Source organism: Tessaracoccus flavus (genome assembly GCF_001997295.1).
In the GTDB taxonomy this organism is placed as follows: Bacteria; Actinomycetota; Actinomycetes; order Propionibacteriales; family Propionibacteriaceae; genus Arachnia; species Arachnia flava.
In genome coordinates this window covers 3,194,582-3,212,090 of record NZ_CP019605.1, presented here as the reverse complement: position 1 = coordinate 3,212,090, position 17,509 = coordinate 3,194,582, and the positions used below count along the sequence as shown (strand labels likewise).

Sequence of the window (17,509 nt, the reverse complement as noted above, 5' to 3'; positions counted from 1 at the left end):
GTGCCGCATGGAGGACGTCGTCATCAAGCCGTCGATGGGGCGCACGGTCATCGTGCTGCTGGTCTGCGTGGCGTTCACGATCGGCGGGGTGCTGCTCATCCTCAGCGGCGGATTGTTCGACATCGCGCTGGGGATCGCCGCCATCGTGACCTTCGGCGGTGGCGGTGGGTACTACCTGTCGAAGGCGCTGCGCTCAAGCACGACGTTCACCCTGACACCCCGCGGCATCGACGTCGGCGCGGGCGGCTTCGTGCCGTGGAGCCACGTCGGGCGCATCGGGCAGACCAAGGTGGCCGGAGGGGTCCAGGCGCTCGGCGTCGAGGTACGCAACGTCGCCGCGTACGTAGGCACCCTCACCCCCGAGCAGCAGCGGGCCGCGCTGCGCACCGCCAAGTTCGGGCAGAGGGTAGGCCGGTCCGCACCTGCCACGGACGGGGACAAGAGCGGTGACCTCGACTCGATCCGGAAGCGCGATCTGGCGGCGGCGCTGAACTGGACAGCCGCTCGCTCCGACGGCTACCACCTCATCTTTCCGTTGCTGACCCTCAACAAGCCGGCCGACAAGCTCGCTGAAGAGGTCAAGGCCTACCGCGCCAAGGCCACGGGCCGCGGCCGCTGACCCTGATCCCTGAGCAGGGGCCAGCTCGCGCAGCGAGCAGCCCGCCCGTCGAAGGGTGACGGCCTGCCACCTACCGCCGCCCTCGACCACAAGGGCGGCGACCACAGCCGGGGCCGTAACCCTTCGACAAGCTCAGGGAACAGGCCCCGGGGCCGACGGCGGCGAGTAGGTTCGGGCCATGGACGGCCAGCCGCGTGGGTGGGAGCGATACCTCCCCGGCGTCGCCGTGGCCAGGCGCTACGACAAGTCCTGGCTGCGGGGGGACCTGCTGGCGGGAGTCACCGTCGCCGCCTACCTCGTGCCACAGGTCATGGCTTACGCGGCCATCGCTCGCCTACCGGCCGTCGTCGGGCTGTGGGCAATCCTCCTCCCCCTCCTCCTGTACGCGATCCTGGGCGCGTCGAGGCAACTGTCCGTCGGCCCCGAATCGACGACGGCGCTCATGACCGCCGCGGGGATCGGCGCGCTCGTCGGCGTGGCCGGCCAGGATCGCTATGCCGACGTCGCCGCGGTGCTCGCCATCGCCGTCGGGCTGGTCTGCCTCGCCGGCTGGGCGTTGCGGCTCGGCTTCCTCGCCGCGCTCCTGTCGCGTCCGGTCCTCATCGGCTACCTCGTGGGCATCGCCGTGCTCATGATCACCAGCCAGTTCGGCAAGGTGACCAAGCTGGAGATCGACGGCGACTCCCCCGTCGACCAGACGCGCTCGCTCCTCGCCCAGGCCGCCGCGTCACACCTGCCCACGGTGCTCGTCACCGCCGTCGTGCTGGTGCTGCTCTACGCCATGCACCGCCTCGCCCCGAGGTTGCCCGGCCCGCTCATCGTCCTGCTGCTCGCCGCCGCCGTCGTCGCGGTGTTCGGGCTGCAGAGCTACGGCCTGGAGACCATCGGCAACGTCCCGTCGGGGCTCCCCGCGCCGCGTCTTCCGAGCCTCGGCGACCTCGAGATCTGGCAGCTCCTCCCGTACGCGATCGGCATCGCGGTGGTCGGCTACTCCGACAACGTGCTCACCGGTCGCGCGTTCGCGGCCAAGCGGCGCGAATCCATCGACGCCACCCAGGAGCTCCTCGCGCTCGGGGCCATCAACATCGGCGCCGGGCTCACCCAGGGTTTCCCTGTCTCCTCCAGCGGGTCGCGCACGGTGCTGGGCGATGCGACGGGGTCGCGGACCCAACTCCACTCACTGGTGGCGCTCGGCTGCGTGGTCGTCGTCCTGCTGTTCGCCGGACCGGTGCTGGCCACCTTCCCGACCGCGGCGCTGGGCGCGCTCGTCATCTACGCGGCCACCCGACTGATCGACGTCGCGGAGATTCGCCGGATCGCCCGCTTCCGGTGGAGCGAGCTGGCGCTCACGATCATCACCGCCGCCTCGGTCATCGTCTTCGGCGTGCTGGTGGGCATCGGGATCGCGATCGCACTGTCCATCTTCGACCTCATCCGACGCATGGCTCACCCACACGACGGCATCCTCGGCTACCCGCCGGGGGTGGCCGGCATGCATGACGTCGAGGACTATCCGGAGGCGACGACGGTGCAGGGGCTCGTTGTGTACCGCTACGACTCGCCGCTGTTCTTCGCCAACGCGGAGAACTTCCTCACCAGGGCGACGGGTGCCGTGGACGCCGCCGAGCAACCGGTCTACTGGTTCCTGCTCAACGCTGAGGCGAACGTGGAGGTCGATCTCACCGCCGTCGACACTCTCGAGCTGCTTCGCGAGAGCCTGGAAGCCCGGGGGATCACGTTTGCGATGGCCCGCGTGAAGCAGGACCTGCACGACCAGCTGGCGGCGGCGGGCTTCGTCGCGAGGGTCGGGGATGACCGCATCTTCGCGACACTCCCGACCGCCGTGCGCGCCTACGCGGCCTGGCACCGGGCTGAGTTCGGCGAGACGCCGTCTGGCATCCCGCCGGAAATCGCACAGCCCTGACCTGCCCACGCTCAGCCCCAGTGATCGACTGGATGCGGAGAGACGCCGCCCGGGTCGTCGGCCCTTCGAACGCTGCGCTAGCTTTGGTGCTGAACCCGGCGGACGTCGCCGGTAGCCGAGAGGAGCTGCCACGTGAACGACAGCCACACCACGTCCTGGTACTGGCCGCCAGCCTTCAACGACGCCAAGCAGCTGGTGGAGTACTACGAATCCGTGGCGATCCCCGATGAGGCGCTGTTCCGATTCGCGCACGCCTACACGCGCCGCGCAGTCGCCGAGGGTGCCACCGGCATTGACACCCGCATCCCTCCCCACCTCATGCAGACCGTCCTGCGCGCGGCAATGATGCGCGGGCTGGCCAAGTACTTCCCGCTCCCCGAGCAGCAGAAGGTCGATAAGTACGAGCTCCACTACGTCGGCGGCGACCAGCGCACCGTCAAGTGGATCGCGCTGCACTTCAAGACCGACGACCTCGGGTTCGACGCGCTCTACGGTGAGGCCTGAGCCCTTCCCCTTCGGGCCGCTGAGCAGCGATCGACTGCGCTTGGACCCGCTGCGGGTCGACGACGCCGACGAGATGGTGGGCGTTCTCGCCGACCCGGGGCTCTACCGCTACACCGGGTTTGAGACCCCGCCGTCGCTCGATGAGCTCCGCGAGCGATACCGACGGCTGACGGCCGGTCCGCCTCCCCCGTGGGCCGACCTGTGGCTGAATTGGATCGTCCGCGCGGAGGGGGTCGCCGTCGGCTACGTCCAGGCGACGGTCAAGGGTGAGAGCGCCGACGTCGCCTGGGTCATCGGCACCCGCCACCAAGGCCTGGGATACGCCACGGAGGCGTCGCGCATGATGCTCCGCGCGCTCGACGACGGCGGCGTGCGCACCTTCCGCGCGTACATCCACCCCCGCAACGCACCGTCCCAGGCGGTCGCCGCGCATCTCGGCATGCGCAAACTGCCGGGCCAGCCCTTCGACGGTGAGGACCTCTGGGAGACCCACTCGTCCTGAGCGGACACTGTGCGCATCACCGCCACCGGGCATGGCGGCGCCGACGCGCGGGACTAGGGTTAGCAGTGCACAGAGAAAGGACCCTGCATGCGCGTTCTCGTCACCGGCGGAGCCGGCTACATCGGCTCCCACACCACCTTGGCCCTCCTCCGAGAAGGACACGACGTCCTGGTGGTCGACGACCTGTCCAACTCCTCCGAAGAGTCGCTCCGCCGCGTGGCTGACCTGGCCGGGCGTGAGGCCAGCTTCGTCGAGGCCAACGTGCGCGATGAGGAGAAGCTCGGCGCGGCGTTCGCCGACTTCAAGCCCGACGCCGTCATCCACTTCGCGGGCTGGAAGGCCGTCGGCGAATCCACCGAGATCCCGCTGACGTACTACCGCGAGAACCTCGGCTCCACGATCGCCCTGCTCGAAACCATGGCGAAGCACGACTGCCACCGCATCGTGTTCAGCTCGTCGGCCACCGTCTACGGCGAGATGTCCGAGCCCCCGTTTACCGAAGACGCCCAGACGGGCGCCACCAACCCGTACGGCCGAACCAAGCACATGCTCGAGCAGATCCTCGAAGACGCGGCCGCCGCCGACCCGAAGCTCGCCGTCGCGGTGCTGCGCTACTTCAACCCCATCGGGGCCGACGAGTCCGGCCGAATCGGCGAGGACCCGAAGGGCATCCCGAACAACCTGCTCCCGTTCGTCGCGCAGGTCGCGGCGGGGCGACGCGAGAAGCTCATGGTGTTCGGCGACGACTACAACACAGCCGACGGCACCGGCGCGCGTGACTACATCCACGTCGTCGACCTGGCCGCCGGTCACCTCGCCGCGCTCGAGTACCTGACGGGGAACTCGGGCTACCACGTCTGGAACCTCGGCACCGGCAACCCATCCACGGTGCTCGAGATCGTCAAGGCCTTCGAGGAGGCCTCCGGCAAGGAGATCCCGTACGAGGTCGTCGCCAGGCGACCCGGCGACGTCGCTGCGTCGTACGCCAACGTCGACAAGGCGCACCGCGAACTCGGCTGGAGCGCCGAGAAGACCGTGGCCGACGCGTGCGCGGACACCTACCGCTGGCAATCGAACAACCCCAACGGGTTCGCCGGCTGACCCTGCACCGAATCCCGGCGACGATAAGGCGCATAGACTCGGGCCATGGCTCGACTCGACGCGTGGTTGTGGGCGGTGCGTCTGTACAAGACGCGTTCGCTGGCGACGGCGGCCGTCCGCGGAGGGCACGTCCGCGTCGACGACAAACTGGCCAAGGCGTCCCAGGAGGTCGTCCCCGGCCAGGTGATCCGCGTGCGGAGAGCCGAGCACGAGGACCGGCTCGTCGAGGTGCTGGACCCGACGCTCGCCAAGCGCGTCAGCGCCCCGCTCGCGCAGGCCGCCTACCTCGACCGCACTCCGGAGAAGCGGCCGCCCATTCCGGAGATGGTGGGCAGGGTCGCCGTCCGCGACCGCGGGACCGGCCGACCGACCAAGCGGGAGCGTCGCGACATCGAGCGCCTCCGCGGACGCTGACTGACCGGTCCCTGAGTCTGTCGAATCGGTCCCTGAGCCTGTCGAATCGGTCCCTGAGCCTGTCGAATCGGTCCCTGAGCCTGTCGAATCGGTCCCTGAGCCTGTCGAATCGGTCCCTGAGCTTGTCGAAGGGTAACGACCCCGATGCCTGCCGCCGCCCCTGACCACGAGGGCGGCGACCACAGTCCCGGCCGTGACCCTTCGACAAGCTCAGGGATCAACGGACGACAAGCTCAGGGATCAACGGACGACAAGCTCAGGGATCAACGCATGAACACGGCCCCGCCGTAGCGGGGCCGTTGGTGGTGCGATTACTCGCCTGACTCGTCGTCCGGAGCCACCTCGCCGGTGATCTCGTGCTGACCGCCCTTGTGGGTGACGCTGACCTTGCGTGGGCGAGCCTCCTCCGCGACCGGGATGGTCAGGGTGAGCACACCGTCGGAGTACTCCGCCTCGATCTTGTCGACGGCGAGGCCGTAGCCCAGATTCAGCTGACGAGCGAACGTGCCGTTCGGGCGCTCGCGCACCAGCCACTTGGTGTCTTCGCCCGAATCAGTGCGGGACTTCCGCTCGGCCCGGACGGTGAGCGTGCGCTCCTCGATGTCGATGTCGATGCTCGACGGGTCGACGCCGGGCAGGTCGATCTCGGCGACGAACTTCTCGCCGGTGCGGTAGAGATCCAGCGACGTTGCGGCGCTGCGCGAGACGTCGGAGAACAGGCGATCCATCTCACGGAAGGGATCGAAAGTGCGAGCCATTGCTCCTCCTCAGTGATTGACGGGGCCCGATGAGGGCCGGTTTTACCGTGTGTAACACCCATAATACCGGATCTATTCCAGGGTTGAGCCCACCCCGCTCAACTTGCTCCTCAGTCCGCCGAGGAGCGTTCCTCACCGCGACAGGAACGCCCCTCGCGATCACCTCCTTCGACGGCTCACTCGCGGCGGGGTTCACCGCCCCACCGTTGACGACGGCCGGGGTGCCCATCACGGCGATGGCCAAGGCGGCAGTCCGTCAGCCGCTCCACCCGGAAGGAGCGGGCTAGGCGTTTCGGCCGGAGCTGATCCTCTGGGCGTCCTGCGAATGCGGAGCCGGGGTCCGGCATCCGCTCACAGCCGCTGATTCGCCGGGATAAGCTGACCGAAACCGATCACGGGGGTGCTCTGATGACACGACGCTGGGTTGCCGTCCTTACTCTGTGCGCCTTCGCCACCGGGTGCAGCGCCTCCTTCACGCTGGATGGCACCAGCCCGACGGCCCCGCCCCAGCCAACGAGAGCCGCCGGATCCACACCCGCCGCCGAGAGCTCCGCTGCCGCGACACCTGACGAGGCCGACTGCGCGCCGGACGCGGCCCTGGCCGGGCATCTCAGCACACCCGACGGCACTCAGCTGCCATCCGGCACCACCTTCGAGAAGAGTTGGCGCCTGGTCAACACCGGCTGCGGCAGCTGGCCGGAGGGCACGGAGCTCATCCACCTCGACGGCGACCTCACGTCCGCCGGGCCCGCCCCGACGGCTCGCCCGATCGTGCCCGGCGGAACTGCCGACATCACCGTGAGCGTGACGACGCCGGGCGAGCCCGGGAGCTACCGAGGGGCATGGCAGCTGCGGGCGCCGGACGGCAGGCAGTTCGGGACGGTCCTCACCTCGGAGATCGTCACGGTGGCGGACGTCACCGAGACCGGGACGGTGCTCGTCCCGCTCCAGCCCATACCCGTGTTCCCGAGCATCCTGGCGCCTGAGGGCTTCCCGCCGGCAGGCGCAACCCCCACCGCCGACGCCTCAGGGCACCCGCCTTCCGCCGATGCCGACGAGGTGCGGCGGGCCGTGTCGCTACGTGTGGACCTCAATGTCATCGACTACAACCTCGTCGCTTCCGACAAGACCAAGAAGTTGATCTTCATCGAGCCCGACATCGTGCTCACCTCACTGCGTCCCACCGACACGTATACCCACGAGCTCTGCGCGGGGGGCGAGACGTCGGTGCGGGTGGTCACGGAGCTGTCCCTCGTCGATCACGTGGTCCATTCCCGGTCTGCCGCAACACTCTCCGTGGGGTCGAGCTGCGTCACCGGCACCCCTCAGGACACGCGGGTCTACAACCTCGTCGCGGGGGACGGGCAGACCGTGGCGACGTCGGGGTGGGGCTCGGTATCGGGCGGCGCGTACGACATTGCGGTCTCGTTGACCAACGAGCCGTGGCAGCGCTGATCGGCGTCGATCCGGGCAACATGTGACCGCAAATCTTGATCATTGGTGGCGACGGGCTGGCTCCCCTCCACCTGACAGGATTGCGTCTACTCGCCGACGCCGAGAGCCTGCAACTGCGCAAGATACTCGTCGGCCAGCGCTACCTGACGAAGCAGTTCATCCCGGCGGGCGGATGCCTCCTGCACGTAGGCGTTGAGCTCAGCCGCCGTCTGCTCGGTCGGCTCCGTCAGATGGGCGTTCGCCGTGGCGAGCAGTCGACCCATCTCCTCGAGCGTGAAGCCCAACGGCTTCATCCGGCGGATCAGAAGGAGGCGGGCGACGTCGTCGGCCGTGTAGAGACGAAACCCTCCAGCGGATCGGGCCGACGGCCTGACGAGGCCGACATCCTCGTAGTGCCTGAGCGTCCGCACCGACAGCCCAGTCTGCTCCGCCACGGCGCCGATCTGGAGGGTCGGTTCATTCATCCGGCCAGTCTGCCCGACAGGACCGGGAAAGGCACGAAAGACCCTCCGGTTACTGGAGGGTAAGCTGTGCCCGTGCTGCAGGATGTCGAGGTCAAGAGTGAAGCGCGTCGTCGCCGGACGTTCGCGGTCATCAGCCATCCGGACGCGGGCAAATCGACGCTCACCGAGGCGCTGCTCCTCCACGCCCGCATCATCGCGGAGGCGGGCGCCACGCACGGCAAAGCAGGGCGTCGCGCAACAGTCTCCGACTGGATGGATATGGAGAAGGACCGCGGCATCTCCATCAGCTCCTCCGCGCTGCAGTTCCACCACCGCGACGTCGTCCTGAACCTCGTCGACACCCCCGGGCACGCCGACTTCTCCGAGGACACCTACCGGGTCCTCACTGCCGTCGACAGCGCCATCATGCTGCTTGACGCGGCCAAGGGCATGGAAGCCCAGACGATGAAGCTGTTCGAGGTCTGCCGCGCCCGGCGCATCCCCATCATCACCGTCATCAACAAGTGGGACCGGCCGGGACTCGAGCCCCTCGAGCTGCTGGACGAGATCGAGTCGCGCACCGGCCTCAGGCCCACCCCGCTCACGTGGCCGGTCGGCATCGCCGGCCACTTCCACGGCGTCGTCGACTGCGCGAGCGGAGACTTCGTGCGGTTCACCCGGACCCCCGGCGGTAGCACGCTTGCGGCCACCGACCGCCTCAGCGCCGAGGAGGCCTCGGCCGAGGTCGGCGACGACTGGACGAACGCGCTGGAGGAGGTGTCCCTGCTCGAGTCCGACGGCTACGTGCACGACCAACGCTCGTTCGAGGACCAGGAGACCACGCCGGTTCTGTTCACGGCGGCGGCGCTCAACTTCGGCGTCGGCCACCTGCTCGACACCGTCGTCGACATCGCCCCGTCCGCCGGTCCGCGCCTCGACGCCGCGGGGCAGCCTCGCCCCGTCGAGAGCGACTTCAGCGCCCACGTGTTCAAGGTGCAGGCGGGCATGGATCGGTCCCACCGCGACCGCCTCGCCTTCGCCCGCGTGTGTTCAGGCGTCTTCCACCGCGGCGACGTCGTGACGCACGAGGCAACCGGGCGCTCGTTCGCGACGAAGTACGCCCACAGCGTCTTCGGCCGGGACCGCGAGACCGTCGAGATCGCCTACCCGGGCGACATTATCGGGCTCGTGAACGCGGGCGGTCTGCGGGCGGGGGACACTCTGTACAGCGGCACGCCCGTGCGGTTCCCCCGCATTCCGCCGTTCGCGCCGGAGCACTTCCGCGTCGTCCGGCCCGTGGACATCGGCCGCCACAAGCAGTTCCAGCGCGGCATGACCCAGCTCAACCAGGAGGGCGTCGTCCAGGTGCTCTACTCCGAGCTCCGCGGCCAGCAGGCACCGGTGATGGGGGCGGTCGGCCCGATGCAGTTCGAGGTGGCCGTCCACCGCATGGAGCACGAGTTCAACGCGCCCGTGCACACCGAACAACTGCCCTACACGCTGGCCATGCAGACAAGGGAAGAGGACGCCCAGCGGGTGGACCAGCGCATCGGCGCCGAGGTGGTCCGCCGCGACGACGGCGCCCTCCTGGCGCTGCTCACCGACAAGTGGCAGGTCCGAGGGCTCCGCCACCACCACCCCGACATCGTGCTGGAGCCGATCGTCGCCCAGTCCCCCGACGTCTGACCCGAGCGGCTCCCACTCAGGCAGCAACTGGCGCATTCCGGGCGCAATGACGAGGCGCGGGCGTTTGCGTCCGTCTGGAAGCAAGGCCCGGTGGCAGTGCTCGAATTTCGCCAGGGGACTCTCATGCCGTAGCGTTGGGAATGCATCAGTGACAGCCATCGTCGGCAGCCCCCTCCCTAGGGGTCTGCCTTTTTTTCTTTCCCGTGATACCCCTCTGGAGTCACCCCGTGCCACAGTCCAACCGAGCCAAACTTCGAAAATCCAGCGACCTGTCCGAGGTGACGGCTTTCAACGATCTGGCGCCAGTCGACCACCTGGCCCCCGACGACCGGCGGGCGGCGGTTCAGAATCGCTACTCGCCCACGCTGCTCCTCGTCGCACTCGCGGCCACTATCGGCGTGATCGCCTACGCAGGCTTCCTGCTCAACCCGTCCATCCGCGGCGACATCATCCCTTGGTCGATCGTGATCGTGGCCGAGGCCATCCTCGTCTTCCACGCCATCATGTCGCTCTGGACCATGCTGTCCGGCTACGGCCGCGAGCCGTCCTTCGAGGTCAGCCAAGCGCAGGCGCAGCTTTACAACCCCCGCACCAATGAGCGTCTCGGCGTGTCGAGCGATCCATCGCAGTGGCCGCTGTTCATCAATGGCGACCCGGTCGACGTCGACGTCCTCATCACCGTCTACGGCGAGCCGATCGAGACGATCCGACGCACGGCGAAGGCCGCCATCGCGGTCAAGGGCCGCCATGACACCTACCTGCTGGACGACGGCGATTCCGACGAGGTCAAAGCGCTCGCCACCGAGCTCGGCTGCTATTACATCCGCCGGCTCGGCAGCTCCGGCGCGAAGGCCGGAAACGTCAACAACGCGCTCACCGTCGCCAAGTCCCCGTACTTCGTCATCCTCGACGCCGACTTCGTTGCCAAGCCGGAGTTCCTCGAGGAGACCATGCCGTTCATGGTGGACCCCAACGTCGCCTTCGTGCAGACCCCCCAGGTCTACGGCAACCTGCGCAACATCATCTCCCGCGGCGCCGGCTACATGCAGACCATGTTCTACCGCTTCGTCCAGCCCGGCAGAAACGAGTTCAACGCCGCCTTCTGCGTGGGCACCAACGTGCTCTTCCGCCGCGCCGCGATCGACGACCTGGGCGGAATGTACACACAGTCGAACTCCGAGGACGTCTGGACCTCTCTGCTCCTGCACGAGCGCGGCTGGCGCAGCGTCTTCCTCCCCTCCACGCTCGCCGTGGGAGACACCCCCGACACCATCGAGGCCTACAGCAAGCAGCAGCTGCGCTGGGCGACCGGTGGCTTCGAGATTCTTTTCACGCACAACCCGTTCAGCCGCCGCCGTCGCCTGACGCTCGACCAGCGCCTGATGTACTTCGTCACCGCGACGCACTACCTGACCGGCATCGCCCCGGGCCTGCTGATGTTCGTGCCCGCCCTGGAGATCTTCTTCGACCTCCGGCCGGTCACCATGAACGTCGACTGGTGGCAGTGGCTGCTGTTCTACTCAGGCTTCTACGTGCTGCAGATCCTGCTCGCTGCCGTGATCGCGGGCACCTTCCGCTGGGAGGTCCTCCTCCTGTCGGTCAACTCGTTCCCCATCTACATCAAGGCGTTCTTCAACGCCCTGTTGAAGGTAGAGACCCGCTGGTCCGTCACCGGCGCGACGAAGGGCGGCGCCTCGGCGTTCAACTTCATCCGCGTCCAGGTCTACTGCTTCGTGTTCCTGCTGTTGGCCACCGCCGTCTCGATCTGGCGCGACTCCCTCATGGACACGCTCACGATCGCCACGGTCTGGTGCGCCATCAACACCATCTCCCTGGGCGCCTTCATCGCGGTCGCCCTGCAGGAGGACCATCGTCGCCGACTCGTGGCAGCCGGGAAGCTCTCCCCCGATGAGCTCACCCACGACGACCCCTCCGACACCCTCCTCACCGAGGAGCCCCTCGACGCCACCACCATCCGCGAGGCCGCATTGGCGCGCGTCGAGCTCATCGAAAGCCTGAACGAACCCGCCGCCCCCACTCGCGCGGCCCTGCCCACGAAGGACTGACACCAATGAGTTGGATCGCACGCCTCAAACTGCTTCTCGGCATCCTCGTCGTGGTGGTCATCGTGGCCGCCCTCACCCTCCTGTTCAACTATCGCCAGAACCAGGTGGCCAGCATCGAGGCCAGCGTCGAGGCGCCGACCTCGGCCATCGCATCCTCCTACGGCGGGGTCGTCGTCGAACAGCTGGTCAATCCCGGCGACGAGGTGAAGGCCGGACAGGACCTGTTCGTCGTCAACAGCCCAGCGCTACAGGAGGCGGTCGCCCGCGGGGTGACCCCTGCCAGCACCCCCGCCTTCACCCTCGACACCGACGCAGGCACCGTCACTTACCACGCCGTCAGCGACGGCTACCTCACGGACTTCGTCGGCTTCGAGGGCACCTTCCTCAACAACGGCGACCGTCTCGCCTCAGTGGTGTCGCAGGGCAACAAGGCGGTGCGCGCACTGTTCGAGCTGAACCCGTTCGACTACGGCCGCATCGAGCCCGGTGCCAACGTGACCATCCACCTTCCCGACGGCTCTCGTGCCGACGGCGAGGTGGCCGGCGTCGACGTGCGCCGCGAGGGCTCCAGCACCGTCACCACCGTCACCGTCCAGAGCGAGAGCCTTCAGGATCCGGAGGTGGAGCTGCTGACCCGCCGCGGCACCCCGGTCCACGCCGTGATGTCGCTTCGTGACGACGGCGTGCTGGCTGGCCCCAGCCAGGCGCTCAAGGACTTCCTCCTCAAGATCGGACTGCGCTGATGCGTCTCACCCCACTCCTGACCGCCGTGGTGGCGGGTGGCCTCCTGGCCGCCTGCACGACCGGCGATCCAACCCCCACTCCCGACACCGGTCAAACTGCCGTCACCGTGGACTCCGCTGCGGTGACCGGCGCGCTCGGTGATCTAGCCGCCCGCCCTGGCGTCGACCTGCAGACCACCCGCCTGGCCGAGGGCCTCGTGCCCCCCACCAATCGCTGGTTCTCCGGCCTGGTGTTCGGGCCGGACCCGCTGCCGGTATTCCCCATGCCGCTGAGCTTCGGCATCAGCGAGGGCGGATCCGGCTTCGGCTTCGGCGTCCCAGAGGTCCGCGCGGACGGCAAGACGATCTTCGGCGGCTACCGTCCCACGGTCCAGGTAGAGGTGCCCGGTGCCACGTCGTGGCAGGTCACCGCCTATGACACGGCGAGCGTCACGATGACCGGATCCGACGCCGACGGCGCCATCGGCAGCGTCACCATCGCCCAGGGTTCGCCAGTGGTCACCTTCCGCGCAGATCGCGACGTGGAACTCGCCACGGTGCAGAGCTTCGAGGACCGCGACGGCCTCCCGACCACGTCCGACGGCCAGACCGACTACGTCGCCGTCGCCGACGGGATCGAGGTGTCCCCCACCGCGGTGACGCTGGCATCCGGCGAGCACGTCTCCTGGGCGGCACTGCCCAGCGACGGCGACGCGGAGCGCGTGGTCGAGCTGGCCAGGACACCCATCACCGCCACCGCCCTCGCGTGGGAGACGGGCGACGACGTCACCACAACCATCTCGTACGGCGACGAGCCGGTGGCCATCGCCGCCATGCCCCACCAGGTGGACGGCATGGAGGAGGGCACCTGTGACCTCGGCACCTACCCGAGCGTCTACGGCGAGATGCAGTTGTGCGAGACGAGTGAGCTCAGCTGGACCGCCCCCACCCGCGAGGCCCCCGCCAGCCTCGGGCTCGACGTCCTGACCGACGACGAGAAGGCCGACGTGGAGGCAGCCCTGGAGCAGGACGTCGCCAACGCCGAGCCCTACCCGGCCGACACCTACTTCGGCGGGAAGGCACTCGCCCGCGAGGCCCAGCTCTGGACCATCGCTCGCGAGATCGGTCGCGACGACCTTGCTGACACTGTCCACGAGCGCGCCACCGCCGAACTCCTCGATTGGGCCGAGGCGGCCGGCTGCGTAGACGAGGGCGATGCCCGCTGCTTTTTCTATGACGAGACCAACCGCGGCATCGTCGGCCAGACCCCGTCGTTCGGCTCCGAGGAGTTCAACGACCACCACTTCCACTACGGGTACTTCCTCTACGCGGCCGGCGTGTTCGGCCAGGACGACCCGGAACTGGTGGAGCAGCTGGAGCCGATGATGACGCTCCTGGTGGCGGACATCGCCAGCCCTGAGGCCACGGACCAGTTCCCGCAGTTGCGTGCGTACGACGCCTACGCGGCGCACTCCTGGGCCTCCGGCACCTCACCGTTCGCCGACGGCAACAACCAGGAGTCCACGAGCGAGGCGGTCAACGCCTGGGTGGGCATGCGGCTTTGGGGCGAGGCCGCGGGGGATCAGGCCATGGCCGACCAGGCTGCCTGGCTCCAGGCCAACGAGATCGCCACGGCACTGGCCTACTGGACGAACTACGACCTCACCGATCCGGTCTACGAGGAATTCGACCACAACTACATCCCGCTGAACTTCAGCGGCAAGCGCGACTTCGCGACATGGTTCTCCCCCGAGCCCGCCGCGGGCCTGGCCATCCAGGTGCTGCCGGTCACCCCGTCGTCGCTCTACCTCGGCGACGACCCCGAGCGCGTGGCCATCAATCTCGAGGAGGGCCTCGACGGCAAGGACTTCACCCAGGACTACGGAGATCTGTTGCTTGCGTACTCAGCACTCGCCGGCGAGGACCAGCGCCGGGAGGCCCTGGAACTCGTCGACACGGTGCCGATCGACAACGGCAACAGCCGTACGTTCCTGACCGCCTGGCTGCATCGCCTCGGCCACCGATAGCCTCGTCAGACCTTGTGAGTCCAGTTGATCCGGGCGCCGCTGCCTTCGGGCAGGGCGCCCGGATCCCATTGTTCGATCTCATCAAGGAGACAACCAAGACCGACCACAGGTTCTCTTTCGGCCTTTGGACCGTCGGCTGGCAGGGCACCGATCCCATCGGCGGCAACACCCGCCGCGTTCGAGTCGTGGGAGTGAGGAACGAACGCCCGCGTCACCCGGACGTCTCCCTGGGTAGCGGCGGTCAGGAACGAACGGCTGCCGCTACTCAGGGAGATGGCGGAAGAGGCGAGGTCAGGACTGACCGCCGCGCAGGATCTCGACGATCTCGTCGGGCTTGGGCACGCGCCCGCACGACACCACCTGGCCGTCGACCACGAGCCCGGGCGTCGACATCACACCGTGGGCCATGATGTCGGCGTACTCGGTGATCTTGACGACGACGGCGTCCTGGCCGAGCGTCGACAGAGCCTCGCGCACGTTCTTCTCGAGGTTGACGCAGTTCTTGCACCCGGGGCCGAGAACCTTTATCTCCATGGTTGTTCCTTTCCTCCGGGGTGGTCCCGGTCAGCTGAAAATGTTGAAGCCCAGGCCGATGGTCAGAATCGCAGCGGCTACCGAGCTGAAGAAAATCGCCAACAGCTTCGGCTTGAGCACCTGCTTGAGCAGGATGAACTCGGGAAGCGACAGCGCGACGGTGGCCATCATGAAGCTCATCACCGTGCCGAGCGCCATGCCCTTGCTCCACAGCGCTTCGGCGATGGGGATGACCCCGGCCGCGTTGGCGTAGAGCGGGATGCCAGCGAATGTCGCGACGACGACCGCCAGCGGGTTCTCGGGCCCGGCGTAGCGTGCGAAGAACTCCGTGGGCACCCAGCCGTGGATGACCGCGCCGATACCGACGCCGAGGATGACCCACTTCCAGACTCGACCGAAGATGTCGGCGGTCTCCTCGCGTGCGGCGTCGACCCGCTCCTGGAGCGTCGGCTTCCGCCCGTCCATCTGGAGCGCGGCCACCGGCGTCGCGAAGACGAAGTCGGCGACGAGGTGGTCGAGCTTGAAGCGGCTGAGTAGGAATCCGATGACGACCGCCGCGGACAGACCGGCCATCATGTAGGCGACGGTGTTGCCGATCCCGAACGTCTGGGCCAGCAGCGCGACGGCGACTTCGTTGACCAGCGGCGAGGCGATGAGGAACGTCAGCGTCACCGCGAGCGGGATGCCCGCGCCCACGAAACCGATGAACAGCGGAATGGAGCTACAGCTGCAGAACGGGGTGACGGCTCCGAAGACCGCGGCGAGTAGCAGCGACAGGAGGATGGGCTTGCCGTCAAGGAAAGCACGGACGCGCTCGGGTCTCAGCGTCGTACGCAGCAGTCCGATCGCGAAGATCATGCCGACGAGAAGCAGGAGGATCTTGCTGACGTCGTAGAGGAAGAAGTGGATCGCGCCGGGCAGACGGTCGTCGAGCGACAGTCCGAGCACCCTCTCGAAGAGGGCGGTCCAGACCACCTCGTTCAGCGCATAGAGCAGCGCCCAGATCACGACGGCCCCGAGGAGCTTCCCAATGAGACGCCGGTCGGTGGGCGCAGACACGACGCTCATGCCTGACACCCCGCAAGCCGAGGGGCTGGGAGCGCCGCATGCATCCGGTCCAGCGCCCCGGGCGCCAGGGAGTAGTCCACCCAGCGGCCCCGTCGCGTCCCCGTGATGAGGTTTGCCTCGCGCAGCACGCGCAGGTGGTAGCTCAGCAGGTTGGGCGCGATCTCGATGCGCTCTTGCAGGTCACACACGCAGCGGCAGCGGCCAGCCAATTCGTCGAGGATCGCGTACCGGATCGGGTCGGCCACCGCCTGCAGAACGGCGAGCGCCTCAGAGGGCGCCAGCGTCGTCGTATCAACCGCGCTTGAATCAAGCATGCTTGAACTGTACGCCCGCCGATGCCCAAGGACGCCCGGGGGTGAGCTAAGCCGCCCCAGGCCCCAAGTGGCGGATCTGCTGGCATAGTCGCTGTCAGATCTGCCACTCGAGAGGGTGTCCTCGGCACACTTGACCCGAAACCCCTCACCCTATAAAGTTCACGTACACAACTAATAGACTTTCTCATCGAGGAGAAGACATGCAGGACCACAAGTTCTCCTTCGGCCTTTGGACCGTCGGCTGGCAGGGCACCGATCCCTTCGGCGGCAACACCCGTCGCGCGTTCGAGCCGTGGGAGTACGCCGACAAGCTCGCCGAGCTCGGCGCCTGGGGCATCACGTTCCACGACAACGACGTCTACGACTTCGACGCCGACGAGGCGACGGCGAAGGCGCGCGTGTCGCAGCTGAAGGACGCCGCGGACAAGGCCGGCCTCGTGGTCGAGATGGTGACCACCAACACGTTCAGCCACCCCATCTTCAAGGACGGCGGGCTCACCTCCAACGACCGCGGCGTGCGCCGGTTCGGGCTCAAGAAGATCCTCAACGCCGTCGACATCGCCGCCGAGGTGGGCGCCACCACCTTCGTCATGTGGGGTGGACGCGAGGGCGCCGAGTACGATTCCTCGAAGGACTACTTCGCAGCTCACGCTCGCTACGCCGAGGGCCTCGACACCGTCGCCGGCTACATCAAGGAGCAAGGCTACGACCTGCGCATCGGCCTCGAGCCGAAGCCGAACGAGCCGCGCGGCGACATCCTGCTGCCGACGATCGGCCACGCGCTGGGCCTCATCGCCACGCTCGAGCATGGCGACATCGTCGGCCTCAACCCCGAGGTCGGGCACGAGCAGATGGCCAACCTCAACTTCACGCAGGGCATCGCGCTCGCGCTGTACTGCGACAAGCTGTTCCACATCGACCTCAACGGCCAGCGCGGGCTCAAGTACGACCAGGACCTGGCGTTCGGTCATGGCGACCTCATGAGCTCGTTCTTCACCGTCGACCTGCTCGTCAACGGCTTCCCCGCCTCCCCCGACGCCCCGCGCTACACCGGCCCGATCCACTTCGACTACAAGCCGAGCCGCACCGAAGGCATCGAGGGCATCTGGGACTCCGCGAAGGCCAACATGGAGACGTTCAGCCTGCTGGCCGACCGCGCGAAGTCCTTCCGTGAGGACCCCGCCGTCCAGGAGCTCATGCGCGAAGCGTCCATCTTCGAGCTCACCGAACCCACCCTCGCCGAGGGCGAGACGGTCGCGGATCTGCGTCAGGCCGAGATGCCCGACCCGGCCGCGAAGGGCGAGCGCGAGTACCGCTTCGTCGAGCTGCAGCAGGCCGCCATGCGGCACCTGCTCGGGGCCTGAGGCTCCCC

At 67.9% G+C, this 17,509-nt stretch carries 17 protein-coding genes; 12 read left to right on the top strand and 5 right to left on the bottom strand.

The features are described from left to right. Nucleotides 1-7 precede the first annotated feature (7 nt). From RPIT_RS14700 to RPIT_RS14675, 6 genes are all read left to right on the top strand, one after another. Nucleotides 8-619, top strand: coding sequence for an STM3941 family protein (locus RPIT_RS14700; protein WP_077344120.1), 612 nt, complete (start codon nt 8-10; stop codon nt 617-619). A gap of 178 nt (nt 620-797) precedes the next feature. Next, nucleotides 798-2,543, top strand: coding sequence for a SulP family inorganic anion transporter (locus RPIT_RS14695; RefSeq protein WP_077344119.1), 1,746 nt, complete (start codon nt 798-800; stop codon nt 2,541-2,543). A 132-nt stretch (nt 2,544-2,675) separates the two neighbouring features. Continuing rightward, on the top strand, nt 2,676-3,047 hold the full coding sequence (locus RPIT_RS14690; RefSeq protein ID WP_077344118.1) for a hypothetical protein: 372 nt from the start codon (nt 2,676-2,678) through the stop codon (nt 3,045-3,047). After that, nucleotides 3,037-3,549 (top strand): GNAT family N-acetyltransferase, encoded by a 513-nt coding sequence (locus tag RPIT_RS14685; RefSeq protein WP_218121625.1) that lies wholly within the window; start codon nt 3,037-3,039, stop codon nt 3,547-3,549. Before RPIT_RS14690 ends, RPIT_RS14685 begins: the two co-directional genes overlap by 11 nt. Before the next feature lie 87 nt (nt 3,550-3,636). After that, on the top strand, nt 3,637-4,650 hold the full coding sequence (galE, locus tag RPIT_RS14680; protein WP_077344116.1) for a UDP-glucose 4-epimerase GalE: 1,014 nt from the start codon (nt 3,637-3,639) through the stop codon (nt 4,648-4,650). A 45-nt stretch (nt 4,651-4,695) separates the two neighbouring features. Continuing rightward, entirely contained in the window at nt 4,696-5,064 is a 369-nt protein-coding gene (locus tag RPIT_RS14675) for an RNA-binding S4 domain-containing protein (protein WP_077344115.1), read from the top strand. A gap of 311 nt (nt 5,065-5,375) precedes the next feature. Here RPIT_RS14675 and RPIT_RS14670 read toward each other — a convergent pair whose 3' ends face one another. After that, nucleotides 5,376-5,822, bottom strand: coding sequence for an Hsp20/alpha crystallin family protein (locus tag RPIT_RS14670; RefSeq protein WP_077344114.1), 447 nt, complete (start codon nt 5,820-5,822; stop codon nt 5,376-5,378). Between the two features lie 408 nt (nt 5,823-6,230). On the opposite strand from RPIT_RS14670, the gene RPIT_RS14665 reads away from it, so the two are divergent. Then, complete coding sequence (locus tag RPIT_RS14665; protein ID WP_077344113.1) at nt 6,231-7,277, top strand: NBR1-Ig-like domain-containing protein; 1,047 nt, start codon at nt 6,231-6,233, stop codon at nt 7,275-7,277. Nucleotides 7,278-7,363: 86 nt separating this feature from the next. Here the strand turns inward: RPIT_RS14665 and RPIT_RS14660 are convergent, their stop codons facing one another. Beyond that, the gene (locus RPIT_RS14660) at nt 7,364-7,741 is read right to left on the bottom strand and encodes a MerR family transcriptional regulator (RefSeq protein WP_077344112.1); all 378 of its coding nucleotides are present in this window, start codon (nt 7,739-7,741) and stop codon (nt 7,364-7,366) included. A 72-nt stretch (nt 7,742-7,813) separates the two neighbouring features. Here RPIT_RS14660 and RPIT_RS14655 point away from each other — a divergent pair, with 72 nt between their 5' ends. From RPIT_RS14655 to RPIT_RS14640, 4 genes are all read left to right on the top strand, one after another. After that, a complete protein-coding gene (locus RPIT_RS14655; RefSeq protein ID WP_226996280.1) occupies nt 7,814-9,406 on the top strand; it encodes a peptide chain release factor 3 in 1,593 nt (530 codons plus the stop codon). 227 nt (nt 9,407-9,633) lie between these two features. Beyond that, the gene (locus RPIT_RS14650) at nt 9,634-11,472 is read left to right on the top strand and encodes a glycosyltransferase family 2 protein (RefSeq protein WP_077344110.1); all 1,839 of its coding nucleotides are present in this window, start codon (nt 9,634-9,636) and stop codon (nt 11,470-11,472) included. A 5-nt stretch (nt 11,473-11,477) separates the two neighbouring features. Next, nucleotides 11,478-12,215, top strand: coding sequence for an efflux RND transporter periplasmic adaptor subunit (locus RPIT_RS14645; protein WP_077344109.1), 738 nt, complete (start codon nt 11,478-11,480; stop codon nt 12,213-12,215). Beyond that, nucleotides 12,215-14,221, top strand: a complete 2,007-nt coding sequence (locus tag RPIT_RS14640) for a glycosyl hydrolase (protein ID WP_077344108.1) — start codon at nt 12,215-12,217, stop codon at nt 14,219-14,221. Before RPIT_RS14645 ends, RPIT_RS14640 begins: the two co-directional genes overlap by 1 nt. 291 nt (nt 14,222-14,512) lie before the next feature. On the opposite strand, the gene RPIT_RS14635 is transcribed toward RPIT_RS14640, so the two are convergent. The 3 genes from RPIT_RS14635 to RPIT_RS14625 are packed head-to-tail and all read right to left on the bottom strand — an operon-like array spanning nt 14,513 to nt 16,137. After that, complete coding sequence (locus RPIT_RS14635) at nt 14,513-14,755, bottom strand: thioredoxin family protein (protein WP_077344107.1); 243 nt, start codon at nt 14,753-14,755, stop codon at nt 14,513-14,515. Between the two features lie 30 nt (nt 14,756-14,785). Continuing rightward, nucleotides 14,786-15,823, bottom strand: coding sequence for a permease (locus tag RPIT_RS14630; RefSeq protein WP_077344356.1), 1,038 nt, complete (start codon nt 15,821-15,823; stop codon nt 14,786-14,788). Beyond that, entirely contained in the window at nt 15,820-16,137 is a 318-nt protein-coding gene (locus RPIT_RS14625; RefSeq protein ID WP_077344106.1) for an ArsR/SmtB family transcription factor, read from the bottom strand. The genes RPIT_RS14630 and RPIT_RS14625 overlap by 4 nt, the downstream gene beginning before the upstream one ends. 200 nt (nt 16,138-16,337) lie before the next feature. Here RPIT_RS14625 and xylA point away from each other — a divergent pair, with 200 nt between their 5' ends. Continuing rightward, entirely contained in the window at nt 16,338-17,501 is a 1,164-nt protein-coding gene (gene xylA / locus RPIT_RS14620) for a xylose isomerase (protein WP_077344105.1), read from the top strand. The last annotated feature ends 8 nt before the right edge of the window (nt 17,502-17,509 follow it).